The sequence below is a fragment of the Rhizobium sp. Root1334 genome (genome assembly GCF_001426665.1).
Taxonomy (GTDB): domain Bacteria; phylum Pseudomonadota; class Alphaproteobacteria; order Rhizobiales; family Rhizobiaceae; genus Pararhizobium.
Genome location: NZ_LMEY01000029.1, coordinates 466,341 through 487,817, shown reverse-complemented (window position 1 = coordinate 487,817; position 21,477 = coordinate 466,341). Strand labels below are relative to the sequence as shown.

Genomic DNA, 21,477 nt, shown 5'->3' with positions numbered 1-21,477 from the left:
GGATAATCCACAACATATAGAGGCCGCGATCTTGACAAAAGATCGTGGCCTCTTTTTTTGCCCTGCCCTTCCCGAGGATTCCCCGAAGGCGTATGTTTTTGGCACAATGATTCGTGACGAAGATGCGGAACAGACGCGTCGCGAATGGGATGTCTTGTCGTTGAGGCGGCAAACAGACGAAGACATGCCGGACTGCAATCGGATTTGAACGAGGCCTGCCCTGGCGGGATTTCGATTTGGTACTGCGTGGCGATTTGCACCCAGGCGAATGAGCTTTGAACGTTACCTGGCCGAAAGGCCGGGGCACGCTTCAAGGTATTGAATACACAGATGATCACGTGATTCGGGTTTTCCGGCACATTGGTCATATGTGGTGCAAACGGGGAAGCACGCCATGGAAACAGGTCCTTTGAAACGCGTCGGCAGCCGGATTCCGTCCCTGTTGCGCCGGTTCATGGCAAGCTCGACGCTCGTCGCTTTTGCTTGCCCTGCTTTTGCGGCGGCTGAGGGCGTCGCAACAGCCAACCTCTTCGGTTCGTCCGAAGTCGTCACCTTTTCCGTGCTGATCGGCATCGTTTCTGCGGCAATGCTCTCCGCTATCTGGCTGATCCGCCAGCGCGGCAATATGGAAATCGACAACCGGGAACTGAACACGGCGCTGGCCGATGCCAACCATCGGATTTCGCGATTCCAGGCGCTGATCGCCGACAAGAACCGGCGCATTGTCGTCTGGGAAGGCCAGTCGAACAAACCCGAATTTCTCGGCCAGCTACCGGCCGAAACCGGCGCACCCCAGGATGACCGTGACTTCCTCGCTTTCGGCCGCTGGATGAAATCGCAATCGGCATCCGAGCTGGAAAGAGCCATCGAACTGCTGCGCTCCAATGCCGAGAGCTTCGACCTCATCGTCGAAACCAGCCGGAGCGAAATCATAGAAACCCAGGGCCGCGTTTCCGGCGGCCGTGCCTTCGTCCGGTTCGTGGCGCTGAACAATCTGCGAGCCGAGCTTGCGGAAGTGAAAATGGAACGCGACCGCCTGCACGGCTCGCTTTCTAACCTGCACACGCTGCTCGATGCGATCGATCTGCCTGTCTGGCAGCGTGGGCCGGACGGCGCCCTTCTGTGGGTGAACGACGCCTATGCCGAAGCCGTTGAAGCCGCCGATCCGTCCGCTGCAGTCAAGGAGAGCCGTGAGCTTCTGGCAACTGTAGCCCGTGAGAAAATCCGCGTCATCAGCACTTATGATTCGCCCTATCGCGACAAGGTCTCCACCGTCGTGCGTGGAAACCGGACGTTCTTCGACGTGGTTGACGCCAAGAGCACCAGCGGTTCTGCCGGCATGGCGATCAACGTCTCCGATGTCGAGGCCGTTCGCGAGGAGCTCAACCGCACCCTGAAGAGCCACGCCGAAACGCTCGATCATCTTGCAACGCCCGTCGCGATCTTCGATGGCAGTCAGCAGTTGCAGTTCTACAACCAGGCTTTCCAGCGCCTGTGGGACCTCGACATGGGCTTCCTTGAGCGCAAGCCCGGCAATGGCGAAATCCTCGACCGGCTGCGCGCCGCCGGCAAACTGCCCGAACAGTTGAACTGGAAGCAATGGAAGGATGGGGCGCTCGCTGTCTATCAGGCGATCGAGACGCAATCCGACCTCTGGCATCTGCCCAACGGCCAGACCCTGCGTGTGTTCGCCACCGCCCGCCCGCAAGGCGGCGCAACCTGGGTGTTTGAGAACCTGACCGAGAAAGTCGATCTGGAAACCCGCTACAACACGCTGGTCCAGGTCCAGGGCGAGACCATCGACCATCTGTCCGAAGGCGTCGCCGTGTTCGGCCCCGACGGCCGCATCAAGCTATCCAATCCGGCCTTCCGCGCACTTTGGGGCGTCACCGAGCTCGAGGCAAAGCCAGGGACGCATATCCGCTCCATCGAGCAGGCCTGTGCGCCGTCCTACGACCAGCCGGATGGCTGGAAGCAGTTTTCGCATCTTATCACCAGCTTCGACGACGAACGCCCGTCCTGCCAGGGTATTCTCGAATTGCGCACCGGCCTGATCCTCGATTTCGCCGTCATCCCGCTACCCAACGCCCAGACGATGCTGACCTTCGTCAACATCACCGACAGCGCAAGGGTCGAGCGCGCACTGACCGAAAAGAACGATGCGCTGCGGATGGCGGACCATCTGAAAAACGATTTTGTCCAGCACGTATCCTATGAACTGCGCTCACCGCTGACCAATATCATCGGCTTTGCCGACCTCCTGAAAACGCCCACCTTCGGATCGCTGACGGAACGGCAGGCGGAATATGTCGATCACATTTCCACCTCGTCCTCACTGCTTCTGACGATCGTCAATGATATTCTCGATCTGGCAACCGTCGATGCGGGCATCGTCGAGCTTGACCTCTCGGAAATCAACCTGACCGACTTCCTCGATGAAGTGTCGCTGCAGATGGCCGACAGGCTGCAGGAAAGCGCCGTCACCCTGCAGATCGATACGCCGGATATGCTGGGTCTGTTCGTCGCCGATCATCAACGTCTGAAGCAGATCCTCATCAAGCTTTTGACCAACGCCGCCAATTTTGCCCCTGACGGCAGCACCGTCAGCCTGAAGTGCCGCCGCGAGGGCAGCGATTTTGTGTTCAGCGTCACCGACAGCGGCGCCGGCATTCCGCAGGATGTGCTCGACACCGTATTCAAGCGGTTCGAAAGCCATGGCCAGCATGGTGGCGCCGGCCTTGGACTGTCAATCGTCGAAAGTTTCGTCAGCCTGCATCACGGAACTGTATCAATCCGAAGCCGCGAAGGCGAAGGAACGGAAGTGACCTGCCGCATCCCATCCGGCGAACTGCCACAGATCGCCGCGGCGGAATAATGCAGGTGATCGAGCTCACCCTCAAGGACGAGGCGGCGACCATCGAGCTCGGCGAAGACCTTGCGCTGGCCTTGAAGGCCGGCGACTGTCTCGCCCTGTCGGGCGATCTTGGTGCGGGCAAATCGACACTGGCACGCGCCTTCCTGCGCGCCATGGCCGACGACGAGATGCTGGAGGTTCCAAGTCCGACCTTCACGCTGGTCCAAAGCTACGACCTTCGTATTCCGGTTTCGCATTTCGATCTCTACCGGCTGGCCGACGTTTCGGAACTCGACGAGCTAGGTTTCGACGAGGCCCTGTCCGAGGGTATCTGCCTGGTGGAATGGCCGGAAAATGCCCTGGCAGCGCTGCCGAAGTCACGGCTGACCGCCACGTTTTCTCATCTTGGTGACGGACGCACCGTCACGATCACCGGCGAAGCTTCCGCCCTTGCGCGGATTGAACGCAGCCTTGCCATCCGCGCTTTTCTCAAACAGCAGGGTCTTGGCGATGCCAAGCGCCGGCATCTGAGCGGCGACGCTTCCGCACGTGCCTATGAACGCATTCTCATGCCCGGCGAACCCGCCCGCATCCTGATGGACTCGGCCCGTCACAAGCCCGGCCCCATCCTTCAGGACGGCAAATATTATCAGCAGCTCGCCCATATCGCCGAAGATGTCATCCCCTTCGTCGCCGTCGCCCACGATATTCGGACTAAGGGCTTTTGCGCACCGGATATCTATGAGGCCGATCTCGATGCCGGCATCCTGCTGATCGAAGACCTCGGCAGTGAGGGTATTCTCGACGCAGAGGGACAACCGATTGCCGAGCGTTATCTGGAAAGCGCCCGCGTGCTGGCGCATCTGCATGCGCAGCCCGTGACACGGGATATTTCCCTCGGCGCCGTCACCCACCACATCCCCGATTTCGACCGCACGGCGATGAAGATCGAAACCAGTCTGCTGCTCGACTGGTACCTGCCCTGGAAGCGCGGCGAAAAAGCTTCCGATGCCGAGCGTCATGGTTATTTCGCGGTCTGGGACCAACTGATCGATCTGTTGGGTTCGTCAGAACAGAAACTGCTGCTGCGGGACTTCCATTCGCCGAACATCATCTGGCGCGGTGATCACGCAGGTTTTGAGCGGATCGGCATCATCGATTTCCAGGATTCGATGATCGGCCCGACCGCCTATGACGTCGCCTCGATCTCGCAGGATGCCCGCGTCACGATCGAGCCAGAGCTGCGCGATGCGATGCTGTCGCTCTATTGCTCCGAACGCCACGCTCTTGGCTCCTTCGATGAAGCGACATTCCGGCGCGACTGGCATCTGATGTCAGCGCAGCGTAATTGCAAGCTCGTGGGCATCTGGGTGCGGCTGATGCAGCGTGACGGCAAGCCTCTCTACATGAAGCACATGCCGCGGACATTTTCCTATCTCGAAGTGGCGCTGCAACACGAAGCGCTCGCACCCTTGCGCGATTGGTGCATAAAGGCTGGAATCCTTTAAGCCGAATCAACGGCTGAAGCTTCAGCGGAATGCGTGTGCCCATGTCCATCATCGAAAACGCCATGGTGCTTGCCGCGGGGCTTGGAACCCGTCTGCGCCCCATTACCGACACCATGCCGAAACCGTTGGTTCCGATCGCAGGCATGCCGATGATCGACTATGTGCTCGATCTTCTGGAGGCTGCAGGCGTGACGACGGCGGCGGTCAACGTCCATCATTTTGCCGACCGGATGGAAGCGCATCTGGCTGAGCGAAGCCGGCCAAACATCGTGATTTCCGACGAGCGGGCGGCGCTGATGAACTCCGGTGGTGGGTTGGCCAAGGGATTGAAGCTTCTGCCGGAGGGGCCGGTTCTGGTGATGAATGCCGACCTGTTCTGGGTCGGAGAAAAGTCGGATGCGCCCTCCAATCTCGAACGGCTCGCATCCTTCTTCGATCCCGAAACGATGGACATGGCGCTGCTTTGCGTGCGCAACGAAGATACGACCGGACACAATGGCAAGCTGGATTTCTCGCTCGATCAAGAAGGGCGACTGTCGCGTTACAAAGACGGTATGGACAATCCCGTCGTCTATGCCGGCGCCATCGCGCTGCACAGTGGCCTTTTCGCTGACGCTCCGGATGACGCCTTCAACCTCAATATCTATTTCGACCGGGCAATCGCCCGGAACCGGCTTTCCGGCATCGTTCTCGATGGTCACTGGCTAACCGTCGGCACGCCCGAGGCGATCGGCCAGGCCGAAGATGCGATCCGCCAGCTTGTAACAGGAGCCTGATGACGTGACGGACGCGGTCTCCAACGTCTTCACCATTCCGCCCGGCCTTCCCTTCCTGAAGACCGTTGTCGAGAAGCTGTGTTCCGGCGAACTGGTTCCGGGTTTCCGCTACGACACGGCCGACCCGCTGTCGCTTGCTGGCGTCACCATTTTCGTGCCGACCCGGCGCTCGGCCCGCGTGCTGCGCTCTGAACTGGTGGATTGCCTTGGTGGGCGCTCGGCGATCCTGCCAATGATCCGGGCGCTCGGCGAAACCGATGATGACAGTGGCTTCTTCGATGCCGAAATCCCGGCGATCCTCGATCTCGCACCACCCTTGCCCAACATTGCGCGGCTTATCGAGCTCGGCTGTCTCATTCTTGCCTGGCGAAACCAGCTGCCGAAGGCCGTGCTCGACGTGCACGCGGAAAGTCCGCTGATCGCTCCGGCAAGCCCTGCCGATGCCATCTGGCTGGCCCGCAATCTCTCCGAAATCATCGACGCGATGGAGACGGAAGAGCTGGATTGGAACGCGCTCGACAAGCTCGATGACGCTGACCATGCACTCTGGTGGCAGCTGACGCTGGCATTCCTGAAAATTGCCAGCACCTATTGGCCAGCACGGCTGGAGGAACTGAAACAGTCCTCTCCCGCCCGCCACCGCAACGCCATCCTTGAGGCCGAAGCCTTGCGGATCGCGAACGGCAAGGTCACCGGTCCGATTATTATTGCCGGCTCCACCGGCTCGATCCCGGCAACCGCCAAGCTGATCGCGGCGGTCCAGAAACTTCCCAATGGCACCATCGTCCTTCCCGGCCTCGACCAGACGATGAGCGACGCCGAGTGGATGATGATCGCGCCAGAAACCGGGACGCTGACCGGCAGGCCGGATTCGGCCAGCCGCAGCCATCCGCAATACGGATTCTTCCGCCTGCTGAAGCTCATGGAGGTTTCGCGTCAGGACGTTTCGGTTCTTGGCAACTCGGAGCCTGATCTCGATTACCGGGCTGAGCTGATCTCCCATGCCCTTTTGCCGGTGCAGGCGACCAGCGGCTGGACGGCTCTACGCGGTGATATCGATCCCATTCAGCTAACCGCTGCGTTCTCCGATGCGGCGCTGATCGAAACGACCAATGAGCGTGAGGAGGCAACGGCTATCGCAATAGCCTTGCGGCTTGCGCTGCATGGCAACGATGACAGCCAGGCGGCGCTGATCACGCCAGACCGCGATCTGGCCCGTCGCGTGGCCACTGAGCTGATGCGCTTCGGGATCGAGGCCGACGATTCCGCCGGCACGCCGCTCTCGTCCACCGGACCAGGCAGCCTGACCCGTCTGCTGCTTGAAGCAGCGTTGCGGCCGGGCGACCCGGTATCGATTGTGGCACTCCTCAAACATCCGCTCGCCCGTTTCGGCCTCTCGGCCGAGGCGATGAACGCTGCCGCCACGACGCTGGAGCTGATGGCGCTGCGCGGCGGCACTGGCAGCGCCGATATTTCGGAGCTGGAAACCCTTCTCGATCAGACGCTGCAGCACGAAATCGGCAAGAAACACCTGCCGGAATGGCGCGGCCAGATCGATGACGCGGCCATCGAACAGGCCCGCGATCTTGCCCGGCGCATTGCCGCGGCAGCCGAGCCGTTGGCGGGGACCCTAGTGCGCCATCACAGAAGCGGCAGGGGGCTGACGGCAGCCTTGCCGCTGTCGCAATGGGCCGAAAAAACCGGGGTTGCTCTCGAAGCCGTTGCCGTCGATGAACAGGGCAGTCTCGCCGGGCTGTGGTCAGGTGAAGCCGGCGAAGCACTGGCAACACAGTTGCGCTCCGTCATCGAGACAGAAGGCCAGCTGATGGCAGACGGGCCGCAATGGGGCGATATTGTCGAGGCCTTGTCGGCAAGCGAATCGATCAAGCCGCGCTCGATGCGTCATCCGCGTGTGTTCATTTTCGGCGCACTCGAATCCCGCCTTCAAAGCGTCGATCTGGTCGTTCTCGGCGGCATGAACGAAGGCACCTGGCCCGGCCAGACGGCAAACGATCCCTTCCTGTCACGCACCATGAAAACATCAATGGGGCTTGAACCGCCGGAACGGCGGATTGGCCAGCTGGCCCACGATTTCCAGATGGCTTGCGGCACGCGCAAGCTCATTCTGACCCGCGCCATGCGCAAGGGTGCCACCCCGACCGTCGCCTCCCGCTGGCTGCAGCGGCTTCTGGCGGTCGGCGGCAAGCCGTTTGCGGCAACGCTTCGGGACAACGGGCGGGATTATCAGCAATGGGCCGGAATGCTCGATCAGGGTGTGACCCAGCCGCTGGCCAAACGGCCGGAACCGAAACCATCGCCAGAGCACCAGCCGCGCAGCTATTCCTTCAGCGAAGTGAGCCGGCTACGGCGCGACCCCTATGCCGTCTATGCGCGGCGCATCCTGCACCTGCAGCCGATTGATCCATTCAACCGCGATCCGGGTGCCGCCGAACGCGGCACGCTGTATCACAAGATCGTCGAGCGGTTCGTGCGTGCGAAGCTGGATGCCGCATCGCCACAAGCGCAAGAGGAAATGAGCCGGATTCTTGACGCGGCTTTTAACGAGCAGGCCCTGCCCGCTCATATCGACATCGTCTGGCGGCCGCGCTTTGCCGCCGTCGGCAAGGCCTTTATCGACTGGGAAATCAGCCGCCAGGCCGATATCCGGAACAGTTTTACCGAACTCTACGCATCGATGGAGCTTGGCGTGTCCGGCATCAAGCTGACCGGCATTGCTGACCGCATCGATATTCTCGGCGATGGCAGCGCTGTCATCATCGATTACAAGACTGGATCAAATCCCTCGACCAACGAGGCTCGCGCCTTGCTGGATCCACAGCTGGCGCTGGAAGCCGCAGCGCTCAAGGCCGGTGCCTTCCAGAAGACCGGGGCAAAGCATCCGCAATCACTGCTTTACGTCCGCCTGAAACCCGGCGAACGATTTGCCGTTCAGGAGGTCAACAACGAGCATGCCAAGGAGCGCGCCAATGTCGAGAACAAGTCGGCCGAGCAATTGGCCGAGGATTCGCTGAAGGAGCTGACCGGGCTTCTGGCTGCCCTGATGAGCGGCAAATATGGCTTCGCCTCCCGCCTGATCGTCCAGAAGGAGCGCGATTACGGCGGCGAATACGACCATCTGGCCCGCGTTGCCGAATGGGCAACGGCGGAAGGCGAGGATGACAGCAATGACGGATGACGATTTCGGCCCGCTCGAGCCGACGCCGCAGGCCTGGCTCGACTGGACCTCAGCCAAACAGGCGCTCGCTTCCGACCCCGCCCGCTCCGCCTGGGTGTCGGCCAATGCCGGCTCGGGCAAGACGCATGTGCTGACGCAGCGGGTTATCCGGCTTCTGCTCTCCGGCTGCCGGCCTTCGGCGATCCTCTGCCTGACCTATACCAAGGCGGCGGCGTCGGAAATGTCGAACCGGGTATTCGAACGGCTGGCCGAATGGGTGACACTGGATGATGACGCCCTGGACGACAGGATCGCAGCGATCGAGGGCGAGCGGCCCGATCTTCTGAAACGCCAGGAAGCCCGCCGCCTGTTTGCGCGGGCGCTCGAAACACCCGGCGGCCTGAAAATCCAGACGATCCACGCTTTCTGCGAAGCCCTGCTGCATCAATTTCCGCTGGAAGCGAATGTCGCCGGTCATTTTTCCGTTCTGGACGACCGCGCTTCTGCGACATTGTTGGCCGATGCACGGCGGGCGCTGCTGACGGCTACCGCAAGCGAGGACGACCACGAGTTGACCGAGGCCTTTGCCACGGTGCTCGATCTTGCCGATGACACCGGGCTGGAAAAACTGCTGTCGGCGATCGTTGCGCAACGCACGCCGATCCAACTGTTTCTCGATGATGCCGCCAGCAAGGGCGGCATCGATCCGGCGCTTCGCCTGGCTCTGGGGCTCGAACCCGATGAAACAACGCAAACAGCAATAGCCGGCTTCTGGCCGTTGAAGGGACTGAACGGCGCGGCGCTAGAGCGTTACATCGGCATTGCACTCTCAAGCGGTGGCACCAAGGTTACGGATTTTGCCGATGGCCTGCGCGCAGCCGCCAAGCTCGTCGAGCCGCTGCAACGCTATAACGCGCTGAAGGACCTGTTCTTCACCAAGTCCGGAAAACCGAGGGCCGATTCGACGTTCCTGTCCAAGGGAATACGCGACAAGGCGCCGGATCTGGAGGGCATTGTCAATGCTGCCCGCGATCATGTCATCGCTGCCATAGACAGGCTCAACCTGATTGCGATGTTCGACGCAACCAAGGCCGCGCTGGTGCTCGCCGACCGGCTGAACAACGACTATGAGGACATCAAGAAAAGCCGCAGCCAGCTGGATTTCGATGACCTGATCAACCGCACGGCGACGCTTCTGTCACGCGGTGATGTCAGCCGCTGGATCCACTACAAGCTCGACCAAGGCATCGATCATATCCTCGTCGATGAGGCGCAGGATACCAGCCCTGTACAATGGACGATCATCCAGTCGCTCGCCGAGGACTTCTTCTCCGGCGAAACGGCGCGCGGCGGCAACCGGACGATGTTTGCCGTCGGCGACGAGAAGCAGTCGATCTACTCGTTCCAGGGCGCCCGGCCCGAACGGTTTTCCAATGAGAGCATCGAGACCGAGCGGCGGGTTCGCGATGGCGGCAAGATCTTCAGCCCGATCCGGCTGCAGCTCTCCTTCCGCTCGACCGAAGATGTGCTCTCAGCCGTCGATACCGTGTTTGAAAATCCGGTCCATGCCCGTGGCCTCAGCGCCCGCAATGATGCCGTGGTGCACGCGTCCAACCGCATCGGCCATCCCGGTCTCGTTGAGGTCTGGGAAGCAATCGCGCCGGCCGACAGCATTCAGGAAGACGACTGGACAGCAGCCTTCGACGCAACGCCCGAAGATGCACCGGCCAATATTCTGGCGCAGCGCATTGCCGCTGTGCTTGCCGACTGGATCGGCCGGGAAACGGTGATCGAGAAAGGCGTCAAACGGCCGATGCAACCGGGCGATGTCATCGTTCTCGTGCGCAAGCGCGACGCGTTCGTCAATGCGCTGACCCGTGCTCTGAAGACCCGGCAGAACATTCCCGTTGCCGGTGCCGACCGGTTGGTGCTGACCAACCACATCGCGGTGCAGGACCTGATGGCGCTCGGCCGTTTCGTTCTTCTGCCACAGGATGACCTGTCGCTGGCTGCCCTGTTGAAAAGCCCGCTGTTCAACCTTGGCGAAGACGATATCGCCGCGTTGGCCGTGGGAAGGTTGCCATCCGTCAGTGTCTGGAAAAGCCTTCTGGATTCCGGCGCCGACGAGGCGAGCGGTTATCATCCCGCCCTGCAGAAGCTGCAGCGCTACAGGGCTCTATCGCGCACCCTGCCCGTTCATGATTTTTACGCCCAGATTCTGGGTCAGGACGGTGGACGCGCCGCCTACCTTGGACGGCTGGGCAGTGAGGTCAGCGATATCCTCGACGAGTTCCTGACCTTTGCCCTCGACCACGAAAAGAACGGCCTTCCCGGCCTGCAGGCGTTCATTTCCGGCCTGGAAATGGAAGCGCCGACGGTCAAGCGCGAGCAGGACAAGGAGCGCAACGAAGTCCGCATCATGACGGTCCACGCCGCCAAAGGCCTGGAAGCGCCGGTCGTCTTTCTGGTCGATGGCGGCGGCAAGGCCTTTAATTCACAGCATGTCTCTGGCCTCAGGATGATCAAGCAGGGCGATCACGCCATGCCGCTGCCGGTCTGGCGCCCGCCGGGCGCCACATCGAATGCGCTGGTGGATGCGGACACCGACCGGCTGAAAACAGCGGCCGAGGAAGAATACCGCCGGCTGCTCTATGTCGGCATGACGCGCGCCGCCGACCGGCTGATCGTCTGTGGCTATCAGGGCAAACGCGCCAATCCCGAAAGCTGGCATGCCATGGTTACCGCCAGCCTTTCCGCCGATGAGCGCGGCCGCAGTGCACCAATGACATTTGCCGCCAGCGATCAGGAGTGGACCGGTTATCGCTGGCAGGTTTCCGCGTCCGGCCGGGACCTGCAAATGCAGGAACAGGACGGGGAAACCGTTGAGGTTCAACGCGTCGGCCTGCCGCCGGCGCTGTTGCAGCCGTTGCCGCCGCAAAAGCATCTGCCCCGGCCCCTCAGTCCTTCCGGCGCAGGTGCGGTGATCGATGAGGAGGATAGCGGAGCTGTCGTCGGCTCAGCCCTGTTCTCGCAAAAGCCCGGCGCCGATACGTCACTACTGCGCGGAGCGATCCTGCACCGGTTCCTGCAGGTGCTGCCGTCGATCGCACCGGAAGAACGGCGGGCAGCAGCGGAACGTTACCTGCTTCGCTCGGTGCCGCGCTGGTCCGCCCCGCAACGGCAAGCATTGACCGAATCGGTGTTGAGGGTGATCGATCACCCGGAACTCGCCGAACTGTTTTCCGAAGGCAGCCGGGCGGAGGTGTCTGTCATGGGCACACTCAAACTCGGCGCCAGGGACTTTGCGGTGTCGGGCCGGATCGACCGGCTGGCAGTATCGGCAAACACCATCATCATTGCTGATTTCAAGACCAATCGCGAGATTCCCGCCTCCGCTGAAGCCATCCCTTTCGTTTACCGCGCCCAGCTGGCCATTTATCGCGCGCTGCTGCAGCCGCTCTATCCTGATCACAACATTCAATGTGCTCTGATTTATACCGGAGGTCCCACCGTTCTCGCGCTGCCGGAGGCGATGCTGGACAGGAGTCTTGTGGACCTCGCGACAAAGTGAGATAGGAATGGGATTGAAAAGCTGACGCTCAACCATCACATGATGGGTAACCGTTCGAAGAACGCCGATTTCGAAACCAAGGAGCAGCCTATGGCTACCGTAAAAGTCGATACTTCCAATTTTCAGGACGAAGTCCTGAACTCCGTCGAGCCTGTCATCGTTGATTTCTGGGCCGAATGGTGCGGCCCGTGCAAGATGATCGCTCCGAGCCTGGAAGAAATTTCTGTTGAATTGGCCGGTAAGGTCAAGGTTGCCAAGGTCAACATCGACGAGAACCCGGAAATCGCCGCCCAGTATGGCGTTCGCTCGATCCCGACACTTGCCATGTTCAAGGCCGGCGAAGTTGCCGACATCAAGGTTGGCGCCGCACCGAAGACAGCCCTGACCTCGTGGATTTCCAACGCTGCTGCGTAAGTGAAATTCCAAGTGGAATCAAAAAGCCCGGGAAACCGGGCTTTTTTCGTTTATCAGATCATTCAGCGCCGGTTGCAGGTTCCAGCAATGGAACGTGTGGTGCGGCGGTTTTCGGCAGCAGGCCTGTCAGACGCGGATCATCGTGGACCTCGACCATCAGCTTGTAAGGCTTGAAGCCGGAGCGCTGATAGAAGCCGACGGCGGCCGGATGATCGAACGTGCAGGTGTGCAGCCAGAACCGATTTATTGGATGCGCCCAGGCCTTGGTAATCGCCTGGTTCATCAGAAGGCGTCCCGTACCCTTGCCGATCGCATCTTTGATCACGCCGAAATAGACCACTTCGCATTCGCCGGACACGCGGAAATCGAGTTCGAGCAGGCCGACATCACGGCCACCGTCGCGTAACGAATAGGTCTCCATTGACGGATTGGCGAGAATGCCGCGCACGTCCTCATCGCTGACATCAAGCATCGAGCCCCATAGCCAATCCTCGCCGACCTCGCGAAACAGCCGCCGGTAGATATCCAGATTCTCAGGGCCGAGGCGCATCAGCGTCAGTGGCAGTTCCGGCAAATCAGCCATTTCCGCCGGACGCTGACGCATCTCCAGAAATGTCACCACATTGGCAACCTTGCCGGCCGGCACAGGCGAATAGCCCTCTGGCAGTTCAGGATTCTTGTCGCGCATTCATCTTCTCTGTTCAAAAATTCAGAATGGTGGCGCCGCCGCTTTATTTCGGCGGTGTACCATTGTCGGCCAGAACATCGCCAACCAGATAGAGCGAGCCACCGATCAGGATACGCGGCGCGACCGGATCGTCATCGAACATTGCCGTGATCGCGGCCAGCGCCTCGGCAACCGAAGACATAGCTCCGGCTTCAAATCCGGCCGATGCTGCATCATCGGCGAGCGCCACCGGGTCAATGCCCGCATCGGAACCGCGAATCGGCACGGTAAACACCTGTTCGGCGAGCCCCTTGAAGGCCTGGAAATACCCGGCCGGATCCTTTGTATTGATCATGCCGATAATCATGAACAGCGGCCTCGGGTCTCGCTCTTCCAGATTGGCCATGGTTTCGGCGATAACCTGACCGGCGCCGGGATTGTGCCCGCCATCAACCCAGATTTCCGACCCTTCCGGCGCCAGACGCGCCAGATTGCCTTCTGTCAAGCGCTGCAGGCGGCCAGGCCATTCAACAGTGGTCAAACCTTTATCGATGACAGTATCGGAGATATCGAACCCGGCAGCTTTCACTGCCCGGATGGCGGCAGCCGCATTGGCGTATTGATGGCGCCCGGGCAGACGCGGTACCGGCAGGTCGGCCAGACCGAATTCATCCTGATAGACCAGACGTCCGAATTCCTCATGGGCCATAAAGTCCTGCCCATAGACCGAGAGGGGGCATTTCAGCCGTTCGGCAATCGAGATCAGAACATCCCGCGCGGTGTCTTCTTCCTGATGACCGATCACCACCGGGCAGCCGCGCTTCATGATCCCGGCCTTTTCGGCAGCAATCAATTCGACGCGATCGCCGAGGTAGGCCTGATGATCGAGCGAGATCGGCATGATCACGGAAACGGCCGGCGCCTTGATGACATTGGTCGCATCGAAACGTCCGCCGAGGCCAACTTCGATGATGACGACGTCGGCCGGATGCTCCGCAAACAATACGAAGGTGACGGCTGTGAGAATTTCGAAAACGGTGATTTTTTGCCCGGCATTGGCTTCGCCGACACGGCGAACGGCATCGGCCAAGACGGCATCGCTGACCAGCGCGCCGCGTTCGCCTTTTTTGCCGAGACGATAACGCTCGTGCCAATTGACCAGATGCGGCGATGTATGGACGTGGACGCTGAGGCCGGCGGCCTCAAGGATGGCGCGGGAAAAGGCCGTGACCGACCCCTTGCCATTGGTGCCGGCAACATGAATGACCGGCGGTAGCCTGTCCTGCGGATTGCCAAGCACATCGAGAAGCCGGGTGATCCGGTCAAGCGAAAGATCGAAGCCCTTCGGATGAAGCGCCAGCAGCTTGTCGATTTCCTGCCCCGCTTCAGAGACCTGTACCGCCGTCATCACCGCTCCTCCAACTGCCGCTGGAGCGCCGGGCGCGCATTCAAGCGCGCTCAAGACGCGCCAATCTCAAATGATTTAAATAGCTTGCGGGCGACCGGTCAATCCCGACCGCCCTACGCGTGGCAACTCAGGCGCTGGCTGCCATTGGAATGGCGGCAAGCGCTGCACTGCCGTTGAGCTTTGCAGCATCCACCGGCTTCTTCGTCAGGATTTTCAGCACGCGAGCCAGCGTGTCTGGAATATCGTGACGCTTGACCACCATGTCGATCATGCCGTGTTCCATCAGGTATTCCGAGGTCTGGAAACCTTCCGGCAGCTTTTCGCGAATGGTCTGCTCGATGACGCGCTTGCCGGCAAAGCAGATTTCAGCACCCGGCTCGGCCAGATGCAGATCGCCCAGCATGGCATAGGATGCCGTGACGCCACCCGTGGTCGGGTTTGTCAGCACGACGATATAGGGGAGGCCTGCTTCCTTGAGCATCTGCACCGCAACGGTCGTGCGCGGCAGCTGCATCAGCGAAAGGATGCCTTCCTGCATGCGGGCGCCGCCCGAAGCCGGGAAGATCACCAGCGGGCACTTTTCAGCGATGGCCTTTTCGAATGCCTTGACGATCGCTTCCCCGGCAGCCATGCCGAGCGAGCCGCCCATGAAGTTGAATTCGTGCACGACGCCAACCAGCTTGACGCCGCGGCAGCGGCCAACACCGGCGACGATCGTGTCTTCCAGATCAGTCTTGATCCGGCTGTCACGCAGGCGATCGACATATTTCTTCGAATCGCGGAACTTCAGCGGGTCCTGCGCCACCTTCGGCTGCGGCAGGGCCTCGTAGACGCCATCATCGAACAGGTCCTTCAACCGCGCCTTGGCCGGCATCTTCATATGGAAGCCAGAGGCGGGGATGACCCACTTGTTTTCCTCGAGATCGCGGTGAAACACCATCTCGCCGGTTTCCGGGCATTTGATCCAGAGATTTTCCGGAACTTCCCGGCGGCCGAGCATCGAGTTGATCTTCGGTCGAACGTAATTTGTGATCCAGTTCAAATCCAAACTCCTGAATAGTCAAAACCGGTCGTGGCCCAGAATATGGGCATTTATTCGGCCGCGACAAGTTTCGCGGAACGAACGCCGGCTGCGAGGCCACGAACCAGCGTTTCCACGCCTGGCACCGTTGCCCCTGTTGAGTGTCCGTCCTCGGTCAGGCTGGACGCCACCTGGTTGACGATGGCGGTGCCAACAACAACACCATCCGCCGACGCGCCAATGGCGCGGGCATGTTCAGCCGTCTTGACGCCAAAGCCGACACAGACCGGAAGTTTCGTGTGCCCCTTGATCCGCTGCACGGCACCGCCGATGAGGGCGGGATCCGGCAGAGCCGAGCCGGTGATACCGTTCATCGAGACATAATAGACGAAACCGGAGGTATTTTCGAGAACCTTCGGCAACCGCTTGTCGTCGGTGGTCGGTGTTGCCAGGCGAATGAAGTTGATATCCTTCTTCAACGCCGGGATGCACAGCTCGTCATCCATTTCCGGCGGCAGGTCGACGACGATCAGGCCGTCGATACCCGCTTCCAGCGCATCGTCGAGAAAACGGTCGACGCCGTGGATATAGATCGGGTTGTAGTACCCCATCAGAACGATCGGCGTGTCCTGGTCGTCGGCGCGGAAACGGCGGGCGATTTCCAGCGTCTTGACCAGCGTCTGGCCGCCCTTCAGGGCGCGCTGACCGGCCAGCTGGATTGCCGGGCCGTCGGCCATCGGATCAGAAAAGGGCATGCCGAGCTCGATAATATCGGAACCGGCCGACGGCAGCGCCTTCATGATCGCCAGCGACGTCTCGAAATCCGGATCGCCTGCCATGAAATAGGTGACCAGCGCCGGCCGGCCTTCGGCTGCCAGATCGGCAAATCGTTTGTCCATGCGTGCGGTCATGCTGTTACAGCCCCATTCCAAGCAGTTTTCCGACGGTGAAGATATCCTTGTCGCCGCGGCCGGAGAGGTTCATCAGGATGATCTCGTCCTTGCGCATTTTGGGCGCGCGCTTGATCACTTCGGCGATCGCGTGGCTCGGCTCCAACGCTGGAATGATGCCTTCGAGGCGCGTCAGCGTCTGGAAGGCTTCCAATGCCTCGTGGTCCATGATCGGCACATATTCGACGCGGCCGATATCGGCGAGCCAGGAATGTTCCGGGCCGATGCCGGGATAATCGAGGCCGGCCGAAATCGAATGGCCTTCCTTGATCTGCCCGTCGCTGTCCTGCAGCAGATAGGTGCGATTGCCATGCAGCACGCCCGGCGATCCGGCCGTGATCGATGCGCAATGCTCGTCGCCTTCCAGCCCCTTGCCACCAGCCTCGACGCCAACGATCTTGACAGATTCATCGTCCAGGAACGGATGGAAGATGCCGATCGCATTCGATCCGCCACCGACAGCCGCGACAACCAGATCCGGCAGGCGGCCTTCGGCTTCCAGCATCTGCGCGCGGGCCTCCGTGCCGATCACGGCCTGGAAATCGCGCACCATTTCCGGATAGGGATGCGGGCCAGCTGCCGTGCCGATCAGATAATAGGTGTCGTCGACATTGGTGACCCAGTCGCGCAGCGCCTCGTTCATCGCGTCCTTCAACGTGCCGGAACCAGCCGTCACCGGCTTGACCTCAGCGCCGAGCAGCTTCATGCGGAAGACGTTCGGCGCCTGACGCTCGACATCGGTGGCGCCCATATAGACGACGCAAGGAAGACCGAAGCGAGCAGCAACAGTGGCGGAGGCCACGCCATGCTGGCCTGCACCGGTTTCGGCAATGATGCGGGTCTTGCCCATGCGCTTGGCGAGCAGGATCTGGCCGATGCAATTGTTGATCTTGTGCGAACCGGTATGGTTGAGCTCTTCGCGCTTGAAGTAGATCTTGGCGCCGCCAAGCTCGGCCGTCAGGCGCTCAGCGAAATAAAGTGGACTGGGGCGGCCGATATAATGGGCGCCGAGATGTTTCAGCTCAGCCTGAAATTCCGGATCGGTTTTCGCCTTGTTCCACTCGTCCTGCAGGTCGAGGATCAAGGGCATCAGGGTTTCGGCAACGAAACGGCCGCCGAAAATGCCGAAGCGGCCATCCTCGTCGGGTCCGGTCTTGAACGAATTCAGGTTTGGCGTCTCGTTCACTTGCTTCTCCCTGCCGATGCTCCGGCCATATCCGCTTCCGCGCGGGCGATGGCATCGAAAAATTCTTCCATGCGGCCCAGATCCTTGACACCCGGCGCGCTTTCGACACCGGAGGACGTATCAATGGCCTTAGCGCCGGTCAAAGCCAGGGCTTCACCGATATTCTCCGCGTTCAAGCCACCGGAAAGCATGTAATCGACGCTTGCGTCAAGCGTATCGAGAAGCTTCCAGTCGAAAGACACACCGTTGCCACCCGGCAGATCGGAGCCTTTCGGCGGCTTGGCGTCGAACAGAAAGCGATCGGCAATCCCTATATAGGGTTCGATCCGCTTCAGATCATCAGCGTCGCGAATGGACAGCGCCTTGATGACCGGCAATCCGTAGACCGCCTTGACGTTCAGGACACGCTCGGGGCTTTCGTTGCCGTGAAGCTGGAGAATGTCCGGCGACAGCGCCGAGACGATTTCGTCTAGATCGTCATTATCCGCATCGACGGTGACCGCGACGATCTTCGCCTTGCCTCGAATGCGCTCAGCTAGCCGGCCGGCATCATCAGGCTCGATATTACGCGGGCTCTTCGGAAAGAAGATGAAACCCGTGTAGCCCGCACCGAGCGCCACGGCCCGATCCACGGCCTCTTCAGTCTTCAGTCCGCAAATTTTGACTTCCGTTTTCATGCACAGCGAACTGACATGAAATTCCGTCGGAGTCGAGCGCAAAACACGGCAAAAGGCGGCGTGAACGGGCTTCCACCATTGCATATGCAGGATGGTGGACCCATATCGCGTTTGACGATCACGGAGACCATCATGCGCCTTCTGCTTGCCCTCATCCTGCCCTGGCTTCAGTTTTTCACCATCGGCCGGCCGATTGCCGGCATTGTCTGCCTGATTCTGCAGATTACGCTGATCGGCTGGATTCCAGCCGCGATCTGGTCGGTCTATGCGCTCAGCCAGTACAAGACCGACGAGAAGATCAGGGAAGCGCTGGGCAGCCAGTACCGGCGCTAAGGCCACACGGGCTCAATCGAAGTCGATTGCATGCAGCATCGTGCCATTGCGCTTCAGCCAGCGCTTGGCATCGTCCATCGCCGGGCAAAGCTCTTCACACAAATCCCAGAAGTCCGGCCCATGGTTCATCTCGCGCAGATGCGAGACTTCATGGGCGGCGAGATAGTCGATCACTTTCGGCGGCGCCATGACGATGCGCCAGGAAAAGCTCAGGGCACCATCGGCGGCGCAGGAGCCCCAGCGGCTACGGGTATCCTTGAAGCTCAGCGATTTCACCTTGCGGCCGACCATCCGGGCATAAACCGACACCAGACGCTCCAGATCCTTGCGGGCTTCCTTCTTCAGGAAATCCGCAATCCGGCGGCGTAGGTGCTCCTCGGCACCGCTGACGAGCAAAACCGGTTCGTCATCAATGGTTACGGCTTCCGTCAATCCGCGCAGCTTGCCAGTCCGCTCGATCCGGTGGGCAACGCCGCGCAACAGAATAGTGCCCCCCTCTTCCAGAACACTCTCGCCGGAAAACCGGGCAAGCTTGGTCATCAGCCATCCCTGATGGCGATCGAGAAAAGCGTTGATCTCGCGCTCAGGCAATCCGGCCGGAATGGTCATCTTCAAGGCGCGGCCACCCGGTTCGATACGCAAGGTCATCCGTGTTGCCCGCGCATTCTGGCGAATGGTCAACGGCATCACCTTGCCGGCAACGTCAATCGTCCGCGTCACCGGTGGCGGCGGGGATTTGGGCTGACGCGGCTTTCGAAGCAGGGAGAACATGAGTGTCTTGATAACCGATTCGTTTGAAGGACGCATGATCCTGAACAAGCAAGACCGCATAGAAAAGAAAAACCGGCACCTTTGCGGATGCCGGTTTTGTTTGTTTTGCGGATGACCCGATCAATTGGCCGGGAAGCCCGGGACCGAGCCTGAACCGCCGGAATTGCGATCGCGCATGAAGCGGTCGAACTCTTCCTGATCCTTGGCGCGGCGAAGTTCGCGGGCGTAGTCGTCGAACTGTTCGCGCATTTCGTCGAGCTTGCGGCGTTCCTCGTCAAGGCGGGCGAGCTCGGCATCGCGCCAGTCGTCGAAGGCGACATTGCCGGTGCCGAAGTTCGGACGGCCATAACGCTGGCTTTTGCGCTTGAAGGACGAGCAGAAGCCATCGACGCTGTTGTTGGCATCCCTCTTGAAGCCCTTCAGCCGTTCGCCGAACAGGATATAGGCAAGCATGGCAAGCCCAAGCGGCCAGAAAATCACGAAACCGAGCACCATCATGGCAATGGTCGCTGGCGTCCAGTCAGGACGGATCAATGCAGATTGGTTCATGTTCAGAAGTCCTCGCTAAAAGTGGGCCTCTCCTTGGGCCCGCTTATTACGAGATGGGAAGAGGCCCAGCGGTGTACAAGACAATTGTCCGCAAAATCCGGCAAGCCTCTGATATCCATCCATGAAATCGATATGCTATGCGCTCAGGCGGTTTTGCCGCCCTTGATGACCCGGCGTACCGGCTTGGCGCTGCGGGCATGTTCGCGTTGGAACGCGGCGATGCGCGGTGCGATTTCGCGGCGGAAACGCGAACCGTTGAAAACACCATAATGGCCAACATCCGGCTGCATGTAGTGCAGGCGCATACTGTCGGGGATATTGGTACAGATCGTCTGCGCCGCCTGCGTCTGGCCAACGCCGGAAATATCGTCGTTCTCGCCTTCGACCGTCAAAAGGGCCACTTTCCGGATCGCCGTCGTATCCACCCGCTGGCCCCGATGCATCATCTCGCCCTTCGGCAGCGCATGGCGCATGAAGACGGTTTCGACGGTCTGCAGGTAGAATTCCGCCGTCAGATCCATCACCGCCATATATTCATCATAGAAATCGCGGTGCTTTTCGGCAGCGTCGCCGTCGTTCTTGACGAGATGTTCGAAGAAATCCTTGGTGGCTGTCAGGTGGCGGTCGAGGTTCATCGACATGAAGCCGGACAACTGCAGGAAGCCCGGATAGACCGGACGCATGAAACCCGCCTGCGGAAACGGCACCGGCATCACCACATTATCGCGGAACCACTTGAGTGGCTTGTCCTTGGCGAGCTGATTGACTGCTGTCGGGTTGATGCGCGTATCGATCGGCCCACCCATCAGCGTCATCGAAGACGGCGACAGCGGATCGTCATTGGCTTCCATCAAAGCAACTGCCGCCAGCACCGGCACCGCCGGCTGACAGACGGCGATAACATGGGTGTCAGGCCCAAGGAAATGCAGCATCTGGATGACGTAGTCGATGTAATCGTCGAGATCGAACGTCCCTTCGGTCAACGGCACCGTGCGGGCATCGATCCAGTCGGTGATGTAGATATCCGACTGCGGCAACAGCGCTTCGACGGTACCGCGCAGCAGCGTGGCGTAGTGGCCGGACATCGGCGCGACGATCAGAACCTTGGGATCGGATGCCCGGCCCTTCGGTAACGCGCGCTGGAAATGGATAAGATTACAGAACGGCTCGCGCCAGATGATCCGTTCCCGCACCGCAACCGGGACTCCATCGACAACGGTTTCGGGCAGGCCGAACTCCGGCTTGCCGTAGCGGCGCGTTGTGCGTTCGAAGACTTCGAGACCGGCAGCGGCCGCCCTGCCCATATAGGTATGTGAAATAGGATTGAGCGGATTGGCATAGGCCAGCCGCATGGCGTCGGCCGCAGCGCGCCAGGGGGCCATCATTGCATGGTTCAATTCGTAAAGCTGGTAGAACATTGGAAGCGTTCTCCTTGTTACCGTAAACGACAACGCCGCTCCCAACCGGACGCAACCTTGCAATTCTTCTTGTTCGTGTCCGCAAGCGAGGCCGACACTAGCACTTTTCTTGTGCGACGCAATAAATATGCCGCAACGCTTCTGTGACAAGGTTCAGCCTGCCACAGAGGACTTGATAGTAAGTAAAGGTGCTTGCCCG

At 60.4% G+C, this 21,477-nt stretch carries 16 protein-coding genes; 7 read left to right on the top strand and 9 right to left on the bottom strand.

Going from position 1 to position 21,477, the window contains the following annotated elements:
- Positions 1–394: 394 nt before the first annotated feature.
- The 6 genes from ASD36_RS27100 (at position 395) to trxA (ending at position 12,298) form a co-directional block, all read left to right on the top strand.
- On the top strand, positions 395–2,875 hold the full coding sequence (locus tag ASD36_RS27100) for a PAS domain-containing sensor histidine kinase (protein ID WP_060502478.1): 2,481 nt from the start codon (positions 395–397) through the stop codon (positions 2,873–2,875).
- Complete coding sequence (tsaE, locus tag ASD36_RS27095; protein WP_060502479.1) at positions 2,875–4,362, top strand: tRNA (adenosine(37)-N6)-threonylcarbamoyltransferase complex ATPase subunit type 1 TsaE; 1,488 nt, start codon at positions 2,875–2,877, stop codon at positions 4,360–4,362. The genes ASD36_RS27100 and tsaE overlap by 1 nt, the downstream gene beginning before the upstream one ends.
- Positions 4,363–4,403: 41 nt before the next feature.
- Entirely contained in the window at positions 4,404–5,138 is a 735-nt protein-coding gene (locus tag ASD36_RS27090; protein WP_060502827.1) for a nucleotidyltransferase family protein, read from the top strand.
- A 4-nt stretch (positions 5,139–5,142) separates the two neighbouring features.
- On the top strand, positions 5,143–8,334 hold the full coding sequence (gene addB / locus ASD36_RS27085) for a double-strand break repair protein AddB (RefSeq protein ID WP_060502480.1): 3,192 nt from the start codon (positions 5,143–5,145) through the stop codon (positions 8,332–8,334).
- Positions 8,324–11,884 (top strand): double-strand break repair helicase AddA, encoded by a 3,561-nt coding sequence (gene addA, locus ASD36_RS27080; RefSeq protein WP_060502828.1) that lies wholly within the window; start codon positions 8,324–8,326, stop codon positions 11,882–11,884. The genes addB and addA overlap by 11 nt, the downstream gene beginning before the upstream one ends.
- Before the next feature lie 90 nt (positions 11,885–11,974).
- Positions 11,975–12,298 (top strand): thioredoxin, encoded by a 324-nt coding sequence (trxA, locus tag ASD36_RS27075; RefSeq protein WP_037097525.1) that lies wholly within the window; start codon positions 11,975–11,977, stop codon positions 12,296–12,298.
- 58 nt (positions 12,299–12,356) lie between these two features.
- On the opposite strand, the gene ASD36_RS27070 is transcribed toward trxA, so the two are convergent.
- The 6 genes from ASD36_RS27070 to ASD36_RS27045 all read right to left on the bottom strand — a co-directional run bounded on the left by ASD36_RS27070 (position 12,357) and on the right by ASD36_RS27045 (position 18,207).
- Positions 12,357–12,986 carry a GNAT family N-acetyltransferase gene (locus ASD36_RS27070; protein ID WP_060502481.1) on the bottom strand — a complete coding sequence of 210 codons (630 nt, stop codon included), beginning with the start codon at positions 12,984–12,986 and terminating at the stop codon, positions 12,357–12,359.
- Positions 12,987–13,029: 43 nt separating this feature from the next.
- The gene (locus ASD36_RS27065) at positions 13,030–14,373 is read right to left on the bottom strand and encodes a folylpolyglutamate synthase/dihydrofolate synthase family protein (RefSeq protein ID WP_060502482.1); all 1,344 of its coding nucleotides are present in this window, start codon (positions 14,371–14,373) and stop codon (positions 13,030–13,032) included.
- Positions 14,374–14,500: 127 nt separating this feature from the next.
- A complete protein-coding gene (accD, locus tag ASD36_RS27060; protein WP_060502483.1) occupies positions 14,501–15,415 on the bottom strand; it encodes an acetyl-CoA carboxylase, carboxyltransferase subunit beta in 915 nt (304 codons plus the stop codon).
- A gap of 50 nt (positions 15,416–15,465) precedes the next feature.
- Positions 15,466–16,305, bottom strand: coding sequence for a tryptophan synthase subunit alpha (gene trpA, locus ASD36_RS27055; protein ID WP_060502484.1), 840 nt, complete (start codon positions 16,303–16,305; stop codon positions 15,466–15,468).
- Positions 16,306–16,309: 4 nt separating this feature from the next.
- The gene (trpB, locus tag ASD36_RS27050) at positions 16,310–17,530 is read right to left on the bottom strand and encodes a tryptophan synthase subunit beta (RefSeq protein WP_060502485.1); all 1,221 of its coding nucleotides are present in this window, start codon (positions 17,528–17,530) and stop codon (positions 16,310–16,312) included.
- Positions 17,527–18,207: a phosphoribosylanthranilate isomerase gene (locus ASD36_RS27045; RefSeq protein WP_060502829.1), complete on the bottom strand. Its 681-nt coding sequence runs from the start codon at positions 18,205–18,207 to the stop codon at positions 17,527–17,529. The genes trpB and ASD36_RS27045 overlap by 4 nt, the downstream gene beginning before the upstream one ends.
- A gap of 132 nt (positions 18,208–18,339) precedes the next feature.
- On the opposite strand from ASD36_RS27045, the gene ASD36_RS27040 reads away from it, so the two are divergent.
- Positions 18,340–18,540 carry a YqaE/Pmp3 family membrane protein gene (locus ASD36_RS27040; RefSeq protein ID WP_060502830.1) on the top strand — a complete coding sequence of 67 codons (201 nt, stop codon included), beginning with the start codon at positions 18,340–18,342 and terminating at the stop codon, positions 18,538–18,540.
- Positions 18,541–18,552: 12 nt separating this feature from the next.
- Here the strand turns inward: ASD36_RS27040 and ASD36_RS27035 are convergent, their stop codons facing one another.
- From ASD36_RS27035 to phaZ, 3 genes are all read right to left on the bottom strand, one after another.
- Positions 18,553–19,311 (bottom strand): M48 family metallopeptidase, encoded by a 759-nt coding sequence (locus ASD36_RS27035; protein WP_060502831.1) that lies wholly within the window; start codon positions 19,309–19,311, stop codon positions 18,553–18,555.
- A 120-nt stretch (positions 19,312–19,431) separates the two neighbouring features.
- A complete protein-coding gene (locus ASD36_RS27030; RefSeq protein ID WP_060502486.1) occupies positions 19,432–19,860 on the bottom strand; it encodes a DUF2852 domain-containing protein in 429 nt (142 codons plus the stop codon).
- Positions 19,861–20,003: 143 nt separating this feature from the next.
- Complete coding sequence (gene phaZ / locus ASD36_RS27025; RefSeq protein ID WP_060502487.1) at positions 20,004–21,278, bottom strand: polyhydroxyalkanoate depolymerase; 1,275 nt, start codon at positions 21,276–21,278, stop codon at positions 20,004–20,006.
- Positions 21,279–21,477: the final 199 nt, after the last annotated feature.